An 18,114-nucleotide genomic window follows, 5' to 3' on the forward strand; every position below is an offset into this window, starting at 1 on the left:
TTCGCCGCCCGTTCTCCCTTAGCGTTGTTTAGCGTGGGATCAGCGCCTCGCCCTCATGTTCTTCGCGACGCGTGCTGTGTTGCGATAGCTGCGGAACATCAGTTCGGTCGCGCGCTCGTCATTGGCGACCAGCGCCTGCTTGATCCCGTCGTGGATCGGCGCCTCGACGGTCGCGCAGAAGCGCGTCCCCATGTTGATGCCGTCGGCACCCAGCGCGAGCGCCGCGACCAGTCCCCGCCCGTCGCCGAACCCGCCGCTGGCGAGCATCGGCACCGTGATCTTGTCGGCGGCGGCGGGAATCAGGACCAGGCCGGGGATGTCATCCTCGCCCGGATGGCCAGCGCACTCGAAACCGTCGATCGAAATGGCATCCACACCCATCCTCTGCGCGGACAGCGCGTGACGGACCGCGGTACATTTATGGATTACCTTGATGCCGTGCGTCTTGAACGCCTCCACATGTTCCTGCGGGCGATATCCCGCCGTCTCGACCGCCTTCACCCCCGATTCGATAATCGCCTGGCGATATTCGGCATAGGGTGGCGCGTTGATCGACGGCAGGATCGTCAGGTTCACGCCGAACGGCTTGTCGGTCATCGACCGGCAGCGCACGATTTCCTGCGCGAGGGCCTCGGGCGTCGGCTGGGTTAAGGCGGTGAGGAACCCCAGTGCTCCGGCGTCGGCGACCGCGGCGACGAGCTCGGCTGTGCCGACCCATTGCATCCCGCCCTGCGCGATCGGGTGCTCTACCCCGAACATCTCGGTGAAGCGGGTGCGTATCATCGGCGTCTCTCCTTCTTGATGGTATGAGGCCGGCGCGGCCGTTTGGCTTCAGCGGCCGGTCCAGCGCGGCGGACGTTTCTGGGCGAAGGCGAGCGGCCCTTCGCGGCTGTCCTTCGACCGGAACAGTGCCTTGATCGCGGGCAGCCGGTCCTGTTCGCGATACGCGGTCGCAAGGTCAGGCTGGTCGAGGCCATGACGCACGACTTGCTTGGAGGCGCGTAGCGACATCGGCGACAATTCGAGCATCGTGGCCGCGAGCGCGCGCGCCGCAGCCATCAGGTCGGCCTGCGGAACGACCGAATGCACGAACCCCAGCTCGCGTCCTTCCTGCGCATCCACCCGGCGACCCGTGAGGATCATGCCCATCGCGCGCTTCAGCCCGATCTGGCGTGGCAACCGGTGAAGCCCGCCGGCTAGCGCGGCCAGCCCGACGCGCGGCTCGGGCAATGCAAACACGGCATGCTCGGCCGCGACGATCAGGTCGCAGGCCAGCGCTATCTCGAACCCACCGCCCATCGCGACACCGTTCACCGCCGCGATGACCGGCTTGTCGAGGTCGAACCGTGCGGTAAGCCCGGCAAAGCCGGTGGTCGGCGTCTCGATCGGCTCGCCTCGGGCCATTCGCCGCGCCGTCTCCTTCAGGTCGTTGCCCGCCGAGAAAGCCCGATCGCCCGCTCCGGTCAGGATCGCGACCCACTGATCGGGATCGACGGCGAACGCGTCGAATATGGTGGCGAGTTCGGCATTGGCGTCGGGATGAAGTGCGTTCATCGCCTCCGGGCGATCGATGGTGACGATCGTCAGCGGTCCTTCGCGCTCGACGCGCGCGAAGCGGAGGGGCTTGGCCGCTATCCTTTCGGCAATGCTCCAGACCGGTTTACCAAACACGTCGGTGCGAACGTGCCCGCAGACACCAACGGCGCTGCGATCGAGCGAGGTGAGAAGCGCGATGCCTTCGTGGTCACTGGCGGGAATGCGGGCCATTACACGCTCGTCCGCAGGCGTGCGCGCGATCACGACACCCTGCAACGGCTCTCCATCCCGAGCATAGGTGACCGTATAGGTCTCGATCGTGGCAGGGCCGGCGTAGTTCTCAGCAAGCGGCGGAATTACCTCGCGCGCTGCGTCGGCGTGCGATTGCACCGACGGATCGAGCGACATGGACGCAGGTGGTGCCACGGTGCTGACGACGAGCGTCTGATGCTTGTTGACGTAGCCGCCCTGACCGTAAAGCAGGCCGACTTCGTCGGGGTGGGCGCGCAACGTCCTGACCATCGCCGCGACCGCATGGCTCATGTAGTTGTTGAGCGGGCCGCCGAAGAAGGTGAGCCCACCCGTGACGGTCGGCACGGCCGTTGTCTCGTCGAGGCCCAGTACGCGCATCGCCATCCGCGGCACCACCGGGAAGCAGCTGTACAGCTCCATCCGGTCGAACCGGCGTGGATCGCCGCCGGCGACCGCCACTGCCTCGCCGAGCACCGCCTCCTGTGCAGCCGATCGATCGTAGCGGTCGCGCTGCAGATAGTCCTCGGGCTCCACCGCGTGGGCGCCGCCCCAGATGTGGATCAGCTTTTCCTCGGCCACTTCCATCGCGCGCGCTCGCTCGAGGCTGGTGACGATGATCGCGGCCGACTGGTTCACCGACGGGTTGGCGACCATCAGCTTGGGATAGGGCCAGGCGATCATCCGGTTGTCCGGCCCGACCGCTGCGATGGTGTCGGCATCGGGTGCGGTCTGGATCCAGGCAGATGGGTTCTCCGCGGCGATGGCGGCGAAACGAGACCACAGTCGCGCGTCGGCCGTCCGGCCTTGCGCCGGCGTTTCGCCCCAGGCGGCCTGGGTCGCGACTTCGTACAACGGATAGATCTGCGGGGGATCGGTGATCCCGAGCGCGACCGCGACCGCGACCGCGACCGGGCTCATGGCGAAGCGGCTCGACGGGAAGCGCACCGTCTCCTCACGCGGGGCGGCCGGCGTCCACGGCAGCGTCGCACGCGCCTTGCGGGCCTGACCGCGGGCATGGCTCGCCTCGCCCCCGGCGATCGCCACTACGAGCGGCTCTCCTTTCGCGATTCGCAGCGCGGCTTCGTGGATCAGGCGGACCGGCGTCTCGCCGCCCATGCTGGCGTTGCTTGTCTCCGTCGGCCCGATGCCGAGCCGCTCGCACAGCAGCGTCACAGGGTCGCGATATCGCCAACTCACGAGGCCAATGAGGTTGAGGCTGGTCACCTGTTGCAACAGCGCTGCGCCAGCATCGAGGTCGCAGGCCTGAAGGGCTTTCACCATCAGGTCGACCGGCTCAAGGGCCTGCTCCGGCGTATTCGGCCGATCCGCATATTCGCCGACTGCGACGATGACCGGGGTCGTTGCCGGATCCATCCCCACCTCTCCCGTCTAATTAGTATTTGCAAAACAGGAGCGCCAATCGAATGCAATACCTAATGGCGTTAGTTTTATTTTTTCATGAAGTTGGCGAACTGGTACGGAACTGCGCCGCGTCTGTCGGGATCGAGATGAATCTCGCTCCCGGCCGGTGGAAAGGCGCGCTGCTCACATTCATTTCGAGGGCAGATTCGGCAGGAGATGCCGATTGGTGTCGCCGTGCCGTCGACTTGCAGCCCGTCGGCGTAGATGAAGTCAGTCGCATGCTCCACCTCACAGCCGAGCGCCACGGCATATCGGCGCGGCGGCCGAGCATAGCTGCCGGAGCTTTTAACAAGCCCCTTAGCCATCGAGATATAGCGGACCCGATCCGGGGTCTCCGCAAGCTGAACAAGAATACGGTCGGGGATCGCCACAGCCTCGTGGACCACCCAAAGGGGACATCCGCCGCCAAACTGCGCGAATTGGAGCCGTGTCGCGGAATGTCGTTTCGTGATGTTACCCGCCATGTCGATTCGGAAGAAGAAAAAGGGAACGCCCTGCGCGCCGGGACGCTGCAAGGTCGAGAGACGATGGCACGTCTGCTCGAAACTTGTGCCGAAGCGCTGCCGAAGGCGATCGATGTCGTGCCGGGTTTCGCCCGCGGCGGCATGAAACCGATGGTATGGCATCAGTAGCGCGCCGGCCGCATAGTTCGCTAGCCCGGCGAGGAGCAAACGGCGCGCCGCGTCCGAGCCCACGCCTAGCCTCGCGATCTTCTCGGCGATGTCCGGAAATTCCAGCCGTGCGAGCAGATGCGCCAGCGAAAAGGCGGTGGTCTCCGGAGGCTGCGACGGATCAATGCTCAGGTTCCGCGTCGCGGCATTGAATTCGCGGAGTATCTTACTGGGCGCGTCCGCCGCCACGATTGTAACACCGAACCGATCGCGCAATCGCCTGGCGAGCGTGTCCAGTGGCGTTCCCGCTTCCAGTGTCTCGGAAACCTTTTCCGCAGCACGGTCGATCGCGTCGACGTAGTTGGAATGGTCGTGAAACCAGTCGCGAACTTCCTCCCACGGCAGACGTCGACGGTCACCCCCATCTCTGTCTATGCGATCGTCTAGCGCTCGCAATTGGCCCTGCTCGGCGGCTATCGACTCGTGCAGCGCAATGAGGCGACGCGCGATGGTCGGGTGTCGGCTGAGCAGGCGTTGAGTGGCAGCGCCACTCGACAGCGGATCGGCGACACCGGGATCGGTCGCGGCCTGAGTGGCTCGAACCAGCGTCGTAGCATCGCCATCCGTATCCACGAGCGCCCATTCACCCGGCATTTCGCGGGCAAGCGCATCCAAAACGGACGTCGTGATTGGACGGTCGTCGCTTTCAATCTGCGACAGGTAGCTGACCGAGATGCCGAGCAGCGATGCCATGCGCCGTTGGCTGAACTGGCGTTGCAATCGTAGCCGTCGAAGACGGGCTCCGCCGAAAGTTTGCCGGGAGAGTGCGGTCCGCATTGTTGTGAACACTTTGCAAGGGGTTTGCAATATCACATTTGCATCAGTCCGGTCTTCTTCGCAACGTCGTCCGAGAGAAGGATCGAGAGAACCATGTCGTCCACCGTCGCCGAACTGGACCGCCGCCGCGAGGCCGCCCGCGCCGGCGGCGGCGAGAAACGCGTCGCCGCGCAGCACGCCAAGGGCAAGCTGACCGCGCGCGAGCGGCTGGACGTGCTGCTCGACGAGGGGTCGTTCGAGGAGCTCGACATGTTCGTCGAGCACAATGCGGTCGATTTCGGCATGGCGGAGCAGCGCTTCCCGGGTGACGGCGTGGTGACCGGATCGGGCACGATCAACGGCCGGCTGGTGTTCGTGTTCTCCCAAGATTTCACCGTCTTCGGCGGATCGCTTTCCGAACGACACGCGGCCAAGATCTGCAAGATCATGGACATGGCGATGAAGGTCGGCGCGCCCGTTATCGGCCTGAACGATTCGGGCGGCGCGCGCATCCAGGAGGGGGTCGCGTCGCTGGGCGGCTATGCCGAGGTGTTCCAGCGTAACGTGCTGGCGTCGGGCGTGGTGCCGCAGCTGTCTCTCATCATGGGACCGTGCGCGGGCGGGGCGGTGTATTCGCCGGCGATGACCGACTTCATCTTCATGGTGAAGGATTCGAGCTACATGTTCGTCACCGGGCCGGACGTGGTGAAGACGGTCACCAACGAGGTCGTGACGCAGGAGGCGCTGGGCGGCGCGGTGACGCACACCACCAAGACCAGCGTCGCCGACAACGCGTTCGAGAACGACGTCGAGGCGCTGCTCGCCGCGCGCGACTTCATCGATTTCCTGCCCGCCTCCAACCGCGAGAGCGTGCCCGAGCGGCCGACCGACGATCCGTGGGACCGGCTCGAGCCCAGCCTCGACACGCTGATCCCCGCCAACGCCAACCAGCCGTACGACATGCACGAGCTGATCGCGAAGGTGGTGGACGAAGGCGATTTCTTTGAGGTGCAGCCCGCGCACGCCGGCAACATCCTGACGGGCTTCGGCCGGATCGAGGGCCGCACGGTGGGCTTCGTCGCCAACCAGCCGACGGTGCTGGCGGGCGTGCTCGACATCAACTCGTCGAAGAAGGCGGCGCGGTTCGTGCGCTTCTGCGACGCGTTCGACGTGCCGATCGTGACGTTCGTCGATGTCCCCGGCTTCCTGCCCGGCACGAGCCAAGAGCATAACGGCATCATCAAGCATGGCGCGAAACTGTTGTTCGCCTATGCCGAGGCGACGGTGCCCAAGATCACCGTCATCACGCGCAAGGCTTATGGCGGCGCATACGACGTGATGGCCTCCAAGCATCTGCGCGGCGACCTGAACTATGCCTGGCCGACCGCCGAGATCGCGGTGATGGGCGCGAAAGGAGCGGTCGAGATCATCTTCCGCGGCCGCACGCCGCAAGAGATCGCCGAGCGCACCGCCGAATACGAGGCGCGCTTCGCCAACCCGTTCGTCGCGGCGAGCAAGGGCTTCATCGACGAGGTGATCCAGCCGCACTCGACCCGCCGCCGCATCGCGCTGGGGCTGCGCAAGCTGCGCGGCAAGGCGCTGGAGAACCCGTGGAAGAAGCATGACAACATTCCGCTCTGAAACTGCCGGGACGCTTGGCCGCCTTAACCATGTCGGCATCGCGACGCCGTCGATCGCGCGATCGGTTGCGACATATCGCACTCTGCTCGGCGCGACCGCGATAGGCGAGCCGTTCGACGTGCCCGCGCAGGGGGTGCGTGTCTGCTTCGTCGATGCGCCCAACACTCAGATCGAGCTGATCGAGCCGCTGGACGATGCGTCACCGATCGCGGGTTTCCTGCGCAGGAATCCGGCCGGCGGACAGCATCATGTGTGTTTCGAGGTACCTGATGTTCACGCCGCGGTCGCCGACCTCAAGGCGAAGGGGGCGACCGTGCTGGGCGAGCCGCGGACCGGCGCGCCCGGGACGCCGACCGTGTTCGTCGACCCGCGCGACATGGGCGGGCTGCTCGTCGAACTGATGGAGGCTCCCGTTGGCCACGCTCCCGCCTGACATCGAGCGTAACACCGGCGAGGACGCGGGCACCGCGCCACCCGCGCCGCCGCAGCCCGAGCCGTCCTCGCATCCGACGCTCGCCAAATGGGAGGCGGCCGCCGCGCGCGAGGTGAAGGGTGCGGACCTGACGTGGCACACGCCGGAAGGGATCGCGGTCAAGCCGCTCTACACCGCTGCCGACGCTCCCGTGGGTCCCGGCCTGCCGGGCTTCGCGCCGTTCACGCGCGGCGTGCGGGCGTCGATGTATGCCGGGCGGGCGTGGACGATCCGTCAGTATGCGGGCTTCTCCACCGCCGAGGCATCCAACGCCTTCTATCGCCGCAACCTGGCGGCAGGGCAAAAGGGACTGAGCGTCGCGTTCGACCTCGCGACGCATCGCGGCTACGACAGCGACCATCCGCGCGTGACAGGCGACGTGGGCAAGGCCGGTGTCGCGATCGACAGCGTAGAGGACATGAAGATCCTTTTCGACGGCATACCGCTCGACCAGATGAGCGTGTCGATGACGATGAACGGCGCGGTGATCCCGATCCTGGCGTTCTTCATCGTCGCGGGCGAGGAACAGGGCGTGCCCCGCGACAAGCTCGACGGGACGATCCAGAACGACATCCTCAAGGAGTTCATGGTCCGCAACACGTACATCTACCCGCCCGAGCCATCGATGCGGATCATCTCGGACATCTTCGGCTATACATCGCGAGAGATGCCGAGGTTCAACAGTATCTCTATCAGCGGCTATCACATGCAGGAGGCGGGAGCGACGCAGCTCCACGAGCTTGCCTTCACGATCGCCGATGGCATGGAATACGTCAAATACGGGGTCGCGTCGGGGCTGGACATCGACAAGTTCGCCGGGCGGCTCAGCTTCTTCTTCGCGATCGGTATGAACTTCTTCATGGAGATCGCGAAGCTGCGCGCCGCGCGCGTGCTGTGGCATCGCGCGATGACGCAGTTGGGTGCGAAGGACGAGCGGTCGAAGATGCTGCGCACGCATTGCCAGACGAGCGGCGTCAGCCTGACCGAGCAGGACCCGTACAACAACGTGATGCGCACGACGATCGAGGCGATGGCGGCGATGCTGGGCGGGACGCAGTCGCTCCACACCAACGCGCTCGACGAGGCGATCGCGCTGCCGACCGACTTTTCCGCCCGCATCGCGCGCAACACGCAGATCGTGATCCAGGAAGAGACCGGGATGACGAAGGTCGTCGATCCGCTGGGCGGCAGCTATTACGTCGAGAGCCTAACGCAGCAACTCGTCGACGCCTCTTGGGAGCTGATCGAGCGCATCCAGTCGGAAGGCGGCATGGCCAAGGCGGTCGCGGCGGGCTGGCCCAAGGCGATGATCGAGGAAGCCGCCGCCGCGCGGGCCGCGCGCGTCGATCGCGGAGAGGACGTGATCGTCGGCGTCAATCGCTACCGCAAGGAAGGCGAGGACCCGATCGAGATCCTCGACGTCGACAACGTCGCGGTGCGCGAGGCACAGGTGGCACGGATCGCGCGGTTGAAGGCTGGGCGGGACGAGACGGCCTGCCGCGCCGCACTGGATGCGGTGCGCGACGGCGCGCGGGGAACTGGCAATCTGCTCGCCCTCGCTGTCGAGTGTGCCCGTGCGCGTGCGACGTTGGGCGAGATATCCGCCGCGATGGAGGATGTGTTCGGCCGCTATGGCACGCAGCCGACGCCGGTCAGCGGCGTCTATGGCGGCGCGTATGACGGCGACGCGGCCTGGGCGCGGCTGGAGGATGGCGTCGCCTCGACGGAGCTGCGGCTGGGTCGCAAGCCCCGGATGCTGGTCGCCAAGATGGGGCAGGACGGGCATGATCGCGGTGCCAATCTCGTCAGCAGCATGTTCGGCGATCTGGGCTTCGAGATCGTGCCGGGGCCGCTGTTCCAGACGCCGGACGAGGCTGCGGCGCTGGCGCTGGCGAAGAACGTCGACATCGTCGGTGCCTCGTCGCTGGCGGCCGGACACAAGACGCTGATTCCCGAGCTGATCGGCCACCTGCACGACGCCGGCCGCGCGGACATCAAGGTGATCGCCGGCGGCGTGATCCCGGCGCAGGACTATCAGACGCTGCGCGACGCCGGCGTGCAGGCGATCTTTGGCCCAGGCACCAATCTGATCCAGGCGGCGGAGGAGGTGTTGCGCCTGCTGGGCCACAACATGCCGCCGGCTCAGGACGACCGCGCCGAAGCGGCGGAATTATCGGAATACCCATGATCCTGATCACGCTCGCACTGACCGTCGCGCTGCAGACGCAGGCGGACCTGAACCAGCAGGCCGGCACCGATTATCGCGCCGCCGACGCCGCGATGAACGTCCAGTACCGCGCGACGCTGGCCCGGATGACGGGGATGGACGGCCTCCACGCGCCCGACGCGAAGGCCGGCCCCAGCTACCAGGCGGCGCTGCTCGCCAGCCAGCGCGCGTGGCTACAATTCCGCGATGCCGAATGCATCGTGGAGGGTTACGAGTTTCGCGGCGGATTGGCGCAGGGGATGGCGCAGAGCCAGTGCCTCGGCCGACTGACCCGCGCCCGCACCGCGCAGCTACGACAAATGGCGATACCGAAATGACCGTTACTATGCGTCACCCCGGCCTCGTGCCGGATTCCACCGCTGAACCGCAACAGCCCGATGATGTTCGTGCGGAACCCTGGGCGCCGGCTCAAGGCTGGAATGACGGCGTGGAGGGGCGCACTGACTGGACACGCGCGGAGATCGCCTACCTGTTCGACCTGCCGTTCACCGAACTCGTCTTTCGCGCCGCTGAAGTGCATTGCACGCATCACCGCGCGGGCGAGGTGCAGCTGTGCACGCTGCTGTCGATCAAGACCGGCGGCTGCCCGGAGGATTGCGGCTACTGCTCGCAGTCTGCATCGGCCGACAGCGGCGTGGCGGCGACCAAGCTGATGGACGTGCGCCAGGTGCTGCAGGCGGCGGCGCAGGCGAAGGACGCCGGCTCGCAGCGGTTCTGCATGGGCGCGGCGTGGCGCAACCCCAAGGACCGCGACATGGACGCGGTGGTCGCGATGGTCGAGGGCGTGCGCGCCATGGGGCTGGAGACGTGCATGACGCTCGGCATGCTGGCGCCACACCAGGCGGAGCGGCTCGCGGATGCCGGCCTCGATTATTACAACCACAACATCGATACCTCGCCCGAGCGGTACGGCGACGTCATCACGACGCGCACCTTCGAGGACCGGCTCGATACGCTGGCGACGGTGCGCGCGGCGGGGATCAATGTCTGTTGCGGCGGGATCGTCGGTATGGGCGAGACGCGGGAGGACCGCGTCGGCTTCGTCCACGCGCTCGCGACGCTGCCGCGCCATCCCGAGAGCGTGCCGGTCAACGCGCTGGTGCCGGTGCCCGGGACGGTGCTGGGGGACATGCTGGCGGATACGCCTCTGGCCAAGATTGATGACATCGAGTTCGTCCGCACGGTGGCGGTCGCGCGGATCACGATGCCGCTGAGCATGGTGCGGCTGAGCGCCGGGCGCGAGTCGATGAGCGAGGCGACGCAGGCGCTGTGCTTCCTGGCGGGCGCGAACTCGATCTTCACCGGCGACAAACTGCTGACCGCCGCCAACGCGGGCGACGGCAAGGACGCGGCGCTGTTCGCGAAGCTGGGCGTGCGGCCGATGGTGGGGGAAGAGCCAACGCGGTCTTCCACCTCCGCCATGTCGTCATGCCGGGCTTGATCCGGCATCCCGCTTCCTCGGCAGCATTCGGAGAAGCGGGACGCCGATTTAAGGCCGGGGTGACGAAGGGTGGGGCGAAAGGCCAGTGTAGGAGTCGATAGGGTGAGACGAAGCGAGCAGAAGCTGGTCTTGTTCGTTGCTCTCAGTGCAGCATTCTGGGCATTGGCGTGTGTATTGATGCCGACCGTTCCAATCGGCTTGTGCAGCCGTTCCACTCGTCTTGCGATCGACTGCGAAGCGCCGATCAGCTTCGGAACCGTCGTTGCGACGGCGCTGGTGTATGCTTCGCTGGCGTTACGGTTCTGGCGGGCGAAACTATCGGGGGTTAAATAGTGTTCAAGAAAATCCTGGTCGCCAATCGCGGCGAGATCGCGTGCCGGGTGTTCCGCACCGCCAAGCGCATGGGGCTGAAGACCGTCGCGGTCTATTCGGACGCCGACGCGCGCGCGCCGCACGTGCTGATGGCCGACGAGTCCGTTCGCCTCGGCCCGGCGCCGGCGGCGGAAAGCTATCTCAAGCCCGAGCTGATCCTGCTCGCCGCCAAAGAGACCGGCGCGGACTGCATCCACCCGGGCTACGGCTTCCTGTCCGAGCGCGAGAGCTTTGCGCGCGCCTGCGCCGACGCCGGCATCGCCTTCGTCGGCCCGCCGCCCAACGCGATCGCGGCGATGGGGGACAAGATCGAGTCGAAGAAGCTCGCCAAGGCGGCGGGCGTCAACGTCGTACCGGGCTTCCTGGGCGAGATCGACGGCACCGAGCACGCCGTGCGGATCGCGTCCGAAATCGGCTATCCGGTGATGATGAAGGCGTCGGCCGGCGGCGGCGGCAAGGGGATGCGGCTCGCGTGGAGCGAGCAGGACGTGCGCGAGGGGTTCGAGGCGACCAAGCGCGAGGGGCTGGCGTCTTTCGGCGACGACCGCGTCTTCATCGAGAAATTCATCGAAAGCCCGCGCCACATCGAGATCCAGCTGCTCGGCGACCAGCATGGTAGCGTCCTGTACCTCGGCGAGCGCGAATGCTCGATCCAGCGCCGCCACCAGAAGGTGGTGGAGGAGGCACCGTCCCCCTTCGTCACGCCCGACATGCGCCGCGCGATGGGCGAGCAGGCGGTCGCGCTCGCCAAGGCGGTGGGGTACTACTCGGCGGGCACGGTCGAGCTGATCGTGTCGGGTGCGGATACGACCGGGCAGGGCTTCTACTTCCTCGAGATGAATACCAGGCTGCAGGTGGAGCATCCGGTGACGGAGGCGATCACCGGGCTCGACCTGGTCGAGCAGATGATCCGCGTCGCGGCGGGCGAGAAGCTGGGGTTCGGGCAGGACGACGTGCGGCTGGACGGCTGGGCGATCGAGAACCGGGTGTACGCAGAGGATCCGTATCGCGGATTCCTGCCCAGCACGGGGCGACTGGTGCGCTATGCGCCGCCGGAAGCCCAGGCGCATCAGAAGCCGTTGATCGGAACGGACACCTCGTACGTCCGCGTCGACGACGGCGTCGCGGAGGGCGGGGAGGTGTCGATCTTCTACGACCCCATGATCGCCAAGCTGGTCACCTGGGCGCCCACCCGCGACGCGGCGGCGGACCTGCAGGTGCAGGCGCTGGACGCGTTCGCGATCGAGGGGGTGGGCAACAACATCGACTTCCTCTCCGCGCTGATGCAGCACCCGCGGTTCCGCGAGGGCGCGCTGACGACGGGGTTCATCGCCGAGGAATATCCCGACGGCTTCCACGGCGCGCCGGCCGCGCCGGACCTCATCCGCACGCTCGCCGCCACCGCCGCCTTCTGCGCCACCGCGGAGGCGGATCGCGCGCGGCGGACCGACGGCCAGCTCGGGCGGCGGCTCAACCCGCCCGCGGAGTGGGTCGTGCGGATCGCGGGCGTCGACCATGCGGTGCAGATCGCGGTGGACGGCATCGCGGTCGACGGCGAGGAGCTGGCGTTCTCGGCAGAGTACACGCCCGGCAATCGACTGGTGGAGGTCGATACGGACGCCGGCCCGCTGACGGTCCAGCTGCGCCGCATGCGCACCGGCTTCCGTCTGACCGCGCGCGGCGCGATCCACGCGGCGCGCGTGCTGCCCGCGCATGTCGCGCCCCTCGCGCGTTACCTGATCGAGAAAGTGCCGCCCGACCTGTCGCGTTTCCTGCTCGCGCCGATGCCGGGGCTGCTCGTGAGGCTGGACGTCGCGGCGGGCGAGAGGGTGGAGGCGGGTCAGCCGCTTGCCGTCGTCGAGGCGATGAAGATGGAGAACATCCTGCGCGCCGGGAAGACGGGCGTGGTGAAGGAGCTGTCGGCCAAGGCGGGGGACAGCTTGGCGGTGGATCAGGTGATCCTGGAACTCGGATGATCACGAAGAGGACACAATGATCGGACTAACAGCAAATAAGACGGTTCCTGCGCGCCATGAGGCGCTGCTCGCATGGGTGGACGAGATCGCCGCGCTGACCCGGCCCGAGGCGGTCGTGTGGTGCGACGGATCGGATGCGGAGTGGGATCGCGTGTCGGCGGATCTCGTCGCGGCGGGCACGCTGGTCGCGCTCGATCCCGCCAAACGGCCCAACAGCTTCTACGCACGATCCGACCCCAAGGACGTGGCGCGCGTCGAGAGCCGAACCTTCATCTGCTCGGAGGCGGAGAAGGACGCCGGCCCCACCAACAACTGGCGCGATCCTGCCGAGACGCGCGAGACGATGGCCGGGCTGTTCGCCGGCTGCATGGCCGGACGCACGATGTACGTCGTGCCCTATTGCATGGGCCCGATCGGGTCCGACAAGTCGGCGATCGGCGTCGAGCTGACCGACAGCCCTTATGTCGTGCTGTCGATGAAGATCATGACGCGGATGGGCACGGCGGCGCTCGACATGCTGGGCGAGGACGGGTTCTTCGTGCGCTGCGTCCATTCGGTCGGGATGCCGCTGGCGCAAGGTCAGGCGGATGTCGCATGGCCGTGCAACGAGGAGAAGTGGATCGTCCACTATCCCGAGACGCGCGAGATCTGGTCGTACGGATCGGGCTATGGCGGCAACGCGCTGCTCGGCAAGAAATGCTTCGCGCTCAGGATCGCGAGCGTGATGGCGCGCGACGAGGGCTGGCTCGCCGAACACATGCTGATCCTGAAGCTGACGTCGCCGGAGGGCGCGACGCACTTCGTCGCGGCCGCCTTCCCGTCGGCGTGCGGCAAGACCAACATGGCGATGCTGGAGCCGACAATCCCGGGCTGGCGCGCGGAGACGGTGGGCGACGACATCGCCTGGATGCGGTTCGGCAAGGACGGCCGGCTGTACGCGGTGAACCCGGAGGCGGGCTTCTTCGGCGTCGCGCCGGGTACCTCGCCCGCCACCAACCGCAACGCGATCGAGACGCTGTCGGCCAACGCGATCTACACCAACACCGCGCTGACCGCGGACGGCGACGTGTGGTGGGAGGGGCTGACCGACACGCCGCCGGCGGGGCTGACCGACTGGACCGGGCAACCGCACGACCCGGCGAGCGGCAAGCCTGCCGCGCACCCCAATGCGCGCTTCACGGTGCCGGCGGCCCAGTGCCCCTCGATCGCGCCCGAGTGGGACCAGCCCGAAGGCGTGCCGATCAGCGCGATCCTGTTCGGTGGCCGCCGCGCGAGCGCAGTGCCGCTCGTCACGGAGGCGTTCAACTGGAACCACGGCGTCTATATCGCCGCCAACATCGCGTCCGAGGGCACGGCGGCGGCGGAGGGCAAGGTTGGCGCGCTGCGCCGCGATCCGTTCGCGATGCTGCCGTTCTGCGGCTACCACATGGCCGACTACCTCGAGCATTGGGTGCGGCTGGGCGCGGCCGCGCAATCGGACGGCAAGCAGCTGCCCCGCATCTTCCTGGTCAATTGGTTCCGCAAGGGCGCCGACGGCAAGTTTCTGTGGCCCGGCTATGGCGACAACGCGCGCGTACTCAAGTGGATCGTGGAGCGGTGCGAGGGCAGCGCCGGGTCGGTGGACACCGCCATCGGCCGGCTTCCCGCGCCGGGCGCGCTCGACGTCAACGGGCTGGACCTGCCGGCCAACTCGCTCGCCCAGCTCCTGACGGTTGACCCGGCCGTGTGGGCCGCCGAGGCCCGCGCCAGCGCGGATGATCTGCGCCTGCTCGGCGACCGCGTACCACCCGCACTGTGGCGCGAGCAGGAAGCTCTCGACGCCCGGCTAACGGGGTTTGCTACATCCCAAGAGCTGGCTTAAGCTAAAGCCTGTTGATAGGATACCCAGAGTAAAACGATGCCAGCAGGGCATCGGGCTTTCCACGCCGCCAGATCGCCACTGTCAGCGCGTCGGTGACGAGTTGCGGTCATGGCGTCGCTCATTGACCAGCCGACCATCTGGCGCAAGAACAGGTCGATGACGACAGCGACGTACAGCCATCCTTCCGCGGTCCAGATGTAGGTGAAGTCTGCGATTCACCTCTGGTTCGCTCCTTCGGCCGTGAACTGACGATCGAGGACGTTGTCGGCGATGACCGACCGCAGGCCGTCGTCCTTCGGCAGCCCACGACACCGAGGACGGGCTTTTAGGCCATGCACATGCATCAGCCGTTCGATACGATGCAGACCACATGGTATGCCTTCGGCGAGAAGGTCGTGCCAGACGCGGCGTGCACCGTACACGCGATAGCTGGAGATGAAACTGGCGCGGACCTTGGCACCGAACTCCTCGTCACTACGGGCACTGGGTGCCCGAACCAGGCAGGCATGAAAGCCGCTACGCGAAACACCGAGCGCTTCGCAGATCCACGATACGGGCCAGATCCCTCGGTGCTTCGCAATGAACTCGAACCGGCTTTGTTGCGTAATCACCACGGGGGTTCCGTGCTGGAACCATAGCGCGTAGGCGGCGGGTATGCCGAAGCCTGCCACACCGAAATGTCGCACGACGGACTGGAGCGAGTATAACGTGGCGCTGAAGCGGCGCGGATCGTTGGAGATCTGGCTCGACCCGGGCAGGCAATGGCTGTCGACGGCGCGTGGTGGTCCGGGTCGACCGATGCGATTTTCGGACAATCCGATCGAGGTCTGCCTCACGCTCAAGGCGGTGTTCGGCCTTGCTCTTTGGCAAATGACGGGGCTGGTTGCGAGCCTGCTCAAACTTGCGAAGCTGGATTGGCCGGTACCCGACTACACGACGTTGTACCGGCGTCAGAAGATCCTGGCGGTCTCGCTGGGTGGCCGCGCCAGTGCAGGCGGCCTGCACCTGCTGGTCGACAGCACCGGGATCAAGATGATGGGCGAAGGCGAATGGAAGACGCGCAAGCACGGCGCTTCCTACCGTCGTCAGTGGCGCAAGGTTCACCTCGGGATCGACGCTGAGACACTGGAGATCCGGGCGATCGAGGTCACCACCAACGGACAAGGGGACGCAGCGACGTTGCCGGAGTTGCTGGCGCAGATCCCGACGGACGAGCGCATCGCCATCGTCGGCGGTGACGGTGCCTATGACACCAGGAAGTGCCGCGCGGCGATTGCAGCACGAGGTGCCGACGCAGTCATTCCTGTCCGTCGCAATGGCCAGCCATGGACATCGCGCGCCCCCGGCGTCGATGCTCGTGACGAGATGCGTCGCGCGATCAGGCGGCTTGGTCGGACGATCTGGAAAAAATGGAGCGGCTACCATCGCCGCAGCCTGATCGAGACGAAGATACATTGCTTCTAGCTTCTCGGCGAGCGGGTCGCGTCCCGGACCTTCGATCGTCAGATCACCGAGCTCAAAGTCCGTGCCGCAGTCCTCAATCGCTTCTCGCAAATGGGAACTCCGAATACCGTCCGCGTTGCATAGAACCCGACAGTAGAGGCAATCTCATGCCCCGCTCTGGTCATGCTACAAAGCCGCTCGAGAGCGTCCGCACAGCGTCGCTGGTCGGTCAACGACCTCGCTAACGGGGACGATCGCCGGCGTAGTTGCACCGTCCACTCCACCCTCACCCATCCTGTTCCATCACAGGTTGCGAGATCATAATACCTAACGGCGTTAGATCGGACGGTCCCAATGTACGCGAATGACTGATGGAGGACTTGTCGGCCGGAGCTTTTCTACCCATCCGATCCAAGCAGGTCCTCTCGCCGCGTGCGACGAGACGCGCGGCTATAGCGGCCGGGCAGGAACGCTGGCACCACAAAATGGTCGATCCTGCGCACGATCTCGTCCTCACCAATATCGGTCTCGATCGCTAGGCGAGCGAAGGCGTGCTGAAGCATGCTTATCCAACCCGCCAGCTCGGCGGCGGCGAAGGGCAGAGCATACGGCGCCTATTTCGCACACCAATCGGGTGTGACCCGCCTGTGAGTTTCACATCCGCTATTGGGCGACAGCGGACGTAAGCCTCACTTGGCATACTCGCCCAAGCCGCGTGCGATCAGCTCCTCGTTGGAGAGCCGAGGACCGCGCTTGAGTTTCGGCGTACATAGTTTGCGGCCGTCGACCTTTTCGGCCGCTGCCGTCGCCTTCGATGCAAAGACGCCGACTGACCGCGAACTGCGCGCCGGCTCGTTGTTATTGCGTTGCCGATGGTGAGGGGTGACGGCCTGAATGGCTTGGGCCAAGGCGAGGGCGCCGCCGAGCTGCTTGCTCTCGACGATGGCCGCCTGGTTCACCTGCCGCATCTTGTCGAATATCGTGTAGGGCAGGACGCGCTCGCCGTGGCGGATCTCGATGCGGCCGTCGGGGAACTCGCAGATCTGGACCCGCTTGCGCGACAGCGAACGGGCGAGGGGAGTGGCCGAGTCCCAGAGCTTGATCTCGGACCCCTTCTTCTCGGCGAGGCGGCCGACCACCTGCTCCTCGAGGTCCACGCCGACGGCGCGCGCGAGCCGGAGCGCCTCGTCGTAGGGGAAGCTCACAGCCTTGAACGCGTCCCAGGCCAGAACGTAGAACGCGGTGGGTCCGTCCATGTCGGCCTGCGCCTTGGCGGATGCGAGCTGTGCGAGGCGCCAGGCCTTCACCTCGCGACGGGCTGCGTTGAGCGCGTCCTCCGGGCGCACGGCATACGGGTCGAACTCCTCGAACATGTCCCCCTGCGTGCGCCGCTTCTTCTTCGGCTCGGTCGCTGGCCGTCCACGGGTAAGCGGCCAGTGGCGCGAGAACGCCTCCAGGGCAGGACCGAAGCTCGCCAGGTATAGGTCGACGCCGGAGATGCCAGCCGCCTGGTATTCGCCGACGCGAGCCTTGACCGCCTGCGCGACCTCGGGCTCGACGTCCTCCCAGTAGACCGCGTCGCCTTGCTTCTCTTCGCGCGGGCGGCACACAAGAAAGATGGTCGAGTTGGCCGCCGCCTTGTCCTTGATGTGTAGCGATCCCGACGCCTCGGTGTTGACTGGCCAAGACACGGTGATGACGAAGCCGGCGTCCATCAGCGACATTGCCAGCGCGTCCCAGGCACCTGTGTCCTTGTGCGTGAACATGACGGTCATAATGCCGTCGTCCTTCAGAACGCGGCGGCATTCGGCGAATATGCCCTCCATCTTGATACGGTAGTCATCATCCGCAAGTCGCGCCGCGCCTTTCTGACCTTTGAAGTGCGCCTTGTTGGCAACTGCCTCGGCGTCCTTGTCGGCGAGACGTCGCGTAAACAGCTCCGGCACGACGAGGCCAGCTGTGCGCTTCAGCCAGACGTAGAAGAAGTCGGGTAATTACTCACCCCCTTGCGGATGAGCGCGATCGCTGATTCAGAGGGGTTATG

At 66.3% G+C, this 18,114-nt stretch carries 10 protein-coding genes and 3 pseudogenes; 8 read left to right on the plus strand and 5 right to left on the minus strand.

Going from position 1 to position 18,114, the window contains the following annotated elements:
- Positions 1–57: 57 nt before the first annotated feature.
- From ACFE65_RS15865 to ACFE65_RS15875, 3 genes and pseudogenes are all read right to left on the minus strand, one after another.
- Positions 58–783 (minus strand): annotated as a pseudogene (locus ACFE65_RS15865) (NAD(P)H-dependent flavin oxidoreductase); the annotation flags it as partial.
- 48 nt (positions 784–831) lie between these two features.
- On the minus strand, positions 832–3,162 hold the full coding sequence (locus ACFE65_RS15870; protein ID WP_375383337.1) for an enoyl-CoA hydratase-related protein: 2,331 nt from the start codon (positions 3,160–3,162) through the stop codon (positions 832–834).
- 74 nt (positions 3,163–3,236) lie between these two features.
- Positions 3,237–4,658: a short-chain fatty acyl-CoA regulator family protein gene (locus ACFE65_RS15875; RefSeq protein ID WP_375383346.1), complete on the minus strand. Its 1,422-nt coding sequence runs from the start codon at positions 4,656–4,658 to the stop codon at positions 3,237–3,239.
- A gap of 93 nt (positions 4,659–4,751) precedes the next feature.
- Between ACFE65_RS15875 and ACFE65_RS15880 the strand changes: the two genes are divergently transcribed.
- The 7 genes from ACFE65_RS15880 to ACFE65_RS15910 all read left to right on the plus strand — a co-directional run bounded on the left by ACFE65_RS15880 (position 4,752) and on the right by ACFE65_RS15910 (position 14,627).
- Positions 4,752–6,278, plus strand: coding sequence for an acyl-CoA carboxylase subunit beta (locus tag ACFE65_RS15880; protein WP_375383338.1), 1,527 nt, complete (start codon positions 4,752–4,754; stop codon positions 6,276–6,278).
- Entirely contained in the window at positions 6,259–6,711 is a 453-nt protein-coding gene (mce, locus tag ACFE65_RS15885; protein WP_375383339.1) for a methylmalonyl-CoA epimerase, read from the plus strand. The genes ACFE65_RS15880 and mce overlap by 20 nt, the downstream gene beginning before the upstream one ends.
- Positions 6,692–8,938: a methylmalonyl-CoA mutase gene (gene scpA / locus ACFE65_RS15890; RefSeq protein WP_375383340.1), complete on the plus strand. Its 2,247-nt coding sequence runs from the start codon at positions 6,692–6,694 to the stop codon at positions 8,936–8,938. The genes mce and scpA overlap by 20 nt, the downstream gene beginning before the upstream one ends.
- Complete coding sequence (locus ACFE65_RS15895) at positions 8,935–9,294, plus strand: lysozyme inhibitor LprI family protein (RefSeq protein ID WP_375383341.1); 360 nt, start codon at positions 8,935–8,937, stop codon at positions 9,292–9,294. Before scpA ends, ACFE65_RS15895 begins: the two co-directional genes overlap by 4 nt.
- A gap of 110 nt (positions 9,295–9,404) precedes the next feature.
- Positions 9,405–10,418 carry a biotin synthase BioB gene (gene bioB, locus ACFE65_RS15900; RefSeq protein WP_375383342.1) on the plus strand — a complete coding sequence of 338 codons (1,014 nt, stop codon included), beginning with the start codon at positions 9,405–9,407 and terminating at the stop codon, positions 10,416–10,418.
- A gap of 332 nt (positions 10,419–10,750) precedes the next feature.
- On the plus strand, positions 10,751–12,766 hold the full coding sequence (locus ACFE65_RS15905) for a biotin carboxylase N-terminal domain-containing protein (protein WP_375383343.1): 2,016 nt from the start codon (positions 10,751–10,753) through the stop codon (positions 12,764–12,766).
- 16 nt (positions 12,767–12,782) lie between these two features.
- Positions 12,783–14,627 carry a phosphoenolpyruvate carboxykinase (GTP) gene (locus ACFE65_RS15910; protein WP_375383344.1) on the plus strand — a complete coding sequence of 615 codons (1,845 nt, stop codon included), beginning with the start codon at positions 12,783–12,785 and terminating at the stop codon, positions 14,625–14,627.
- Between the two features lie 40 nt (positions 14,628–14,667).
- Here the strand turns inward: ACFE65_RS15910 and ACFE65_RS15915 are convergent.
- A pseudogene (locus ACFE65_RS15915) lies at positions 14,668–15,220 on the minus strand (IS3 family transposase); the annotation flags it as partial.
- Positions 15,221–15,281: 61 nt separating this feature from the next.
- Here ACFE65_RS15915 and ACFE65_RS15920 point away from each other — a divergent pair.
- A pseudogene (locus ACFE65_RS15920) lies at positions 15,282–16,214 on the plus strand (IS5 family transposase).
- A gap of 545 nt (positions 16,215–16,759) precedes the next feature.
- On the opposite strand, the gene ACFE65_RS15925 reads toward ACFE65_RS15920, so the two are convergent.
- Positions 16,760–18,016 (minus strand): hypothetical protein, encoded by a 1,257-nt coding sequence (locus ACFE65_RS15925; protein ID WP_375383345.1) that lies wholly within the window; start codon positions 18,014–18,016, stop codon positions 16,760–16,762.
- Between the last annotated feature and the right edge of the window lie 98 nt (positions 18,017–18,114).

It is taken from the genome of uncultured Sphingomonas sp. (genome assembly GCF_964237335.1).
Taxonomy (GTDB): Bacteria; Pseudomonadota; Alphaproteobacteria; order Sphingomonadales; family Sphingomonadaceae; genus Sphingomonas.

What these genes read in the sequence shown, in the direction of transcription:
- ACFE65_RS15870 (WP_375383337.1), bottom strand. Translation starts at nt 3,162, where the DNA reads ATGGATCCGGCAACGACCCCGGTCATCGTCGCAGTCGGCGAATATGCG.
- ACFE65_RS15875 (WP_375383346.1), bottom strand. Translation starts at nt 4,658, where the DNA reads ATGCGGACCGCACTCTCCCGGCAAACTTTCGGCGGAGCCCGTCTTCGA.
- ACFE65_RS15880 (WP_375383338.1), top strand. Translation starts at nt 4,752, where the DNA reads ATGTCGTCCACCGTCGCCGAACTGGACCGCCGCCGCGAGGCCGCCCGC.
- mce (WP_375383339.1), top strand. Translation starts at nt 6,259, where the DNA reads ATGACAACATTCCGCTCTGAAACTGCCGGGACGCTTGGCCGCCTTAAC.
- ACFE65_RS15895 (WP_375383341.1), top strand. Translation starts at nt 8,935, where the DNA reads ATGATCCTGATCACGCTCGCACTGACCGTCGCGCTGCAGACGCAGGCG.
- ACFE65_RS15910 (WP_375383344.1), top strand. Translation starts at nt 12,783, where the DNA reads ATGATCGGACTAACAGCAAATAAGACGGTTCCTGCGCGCCATGAGGCG.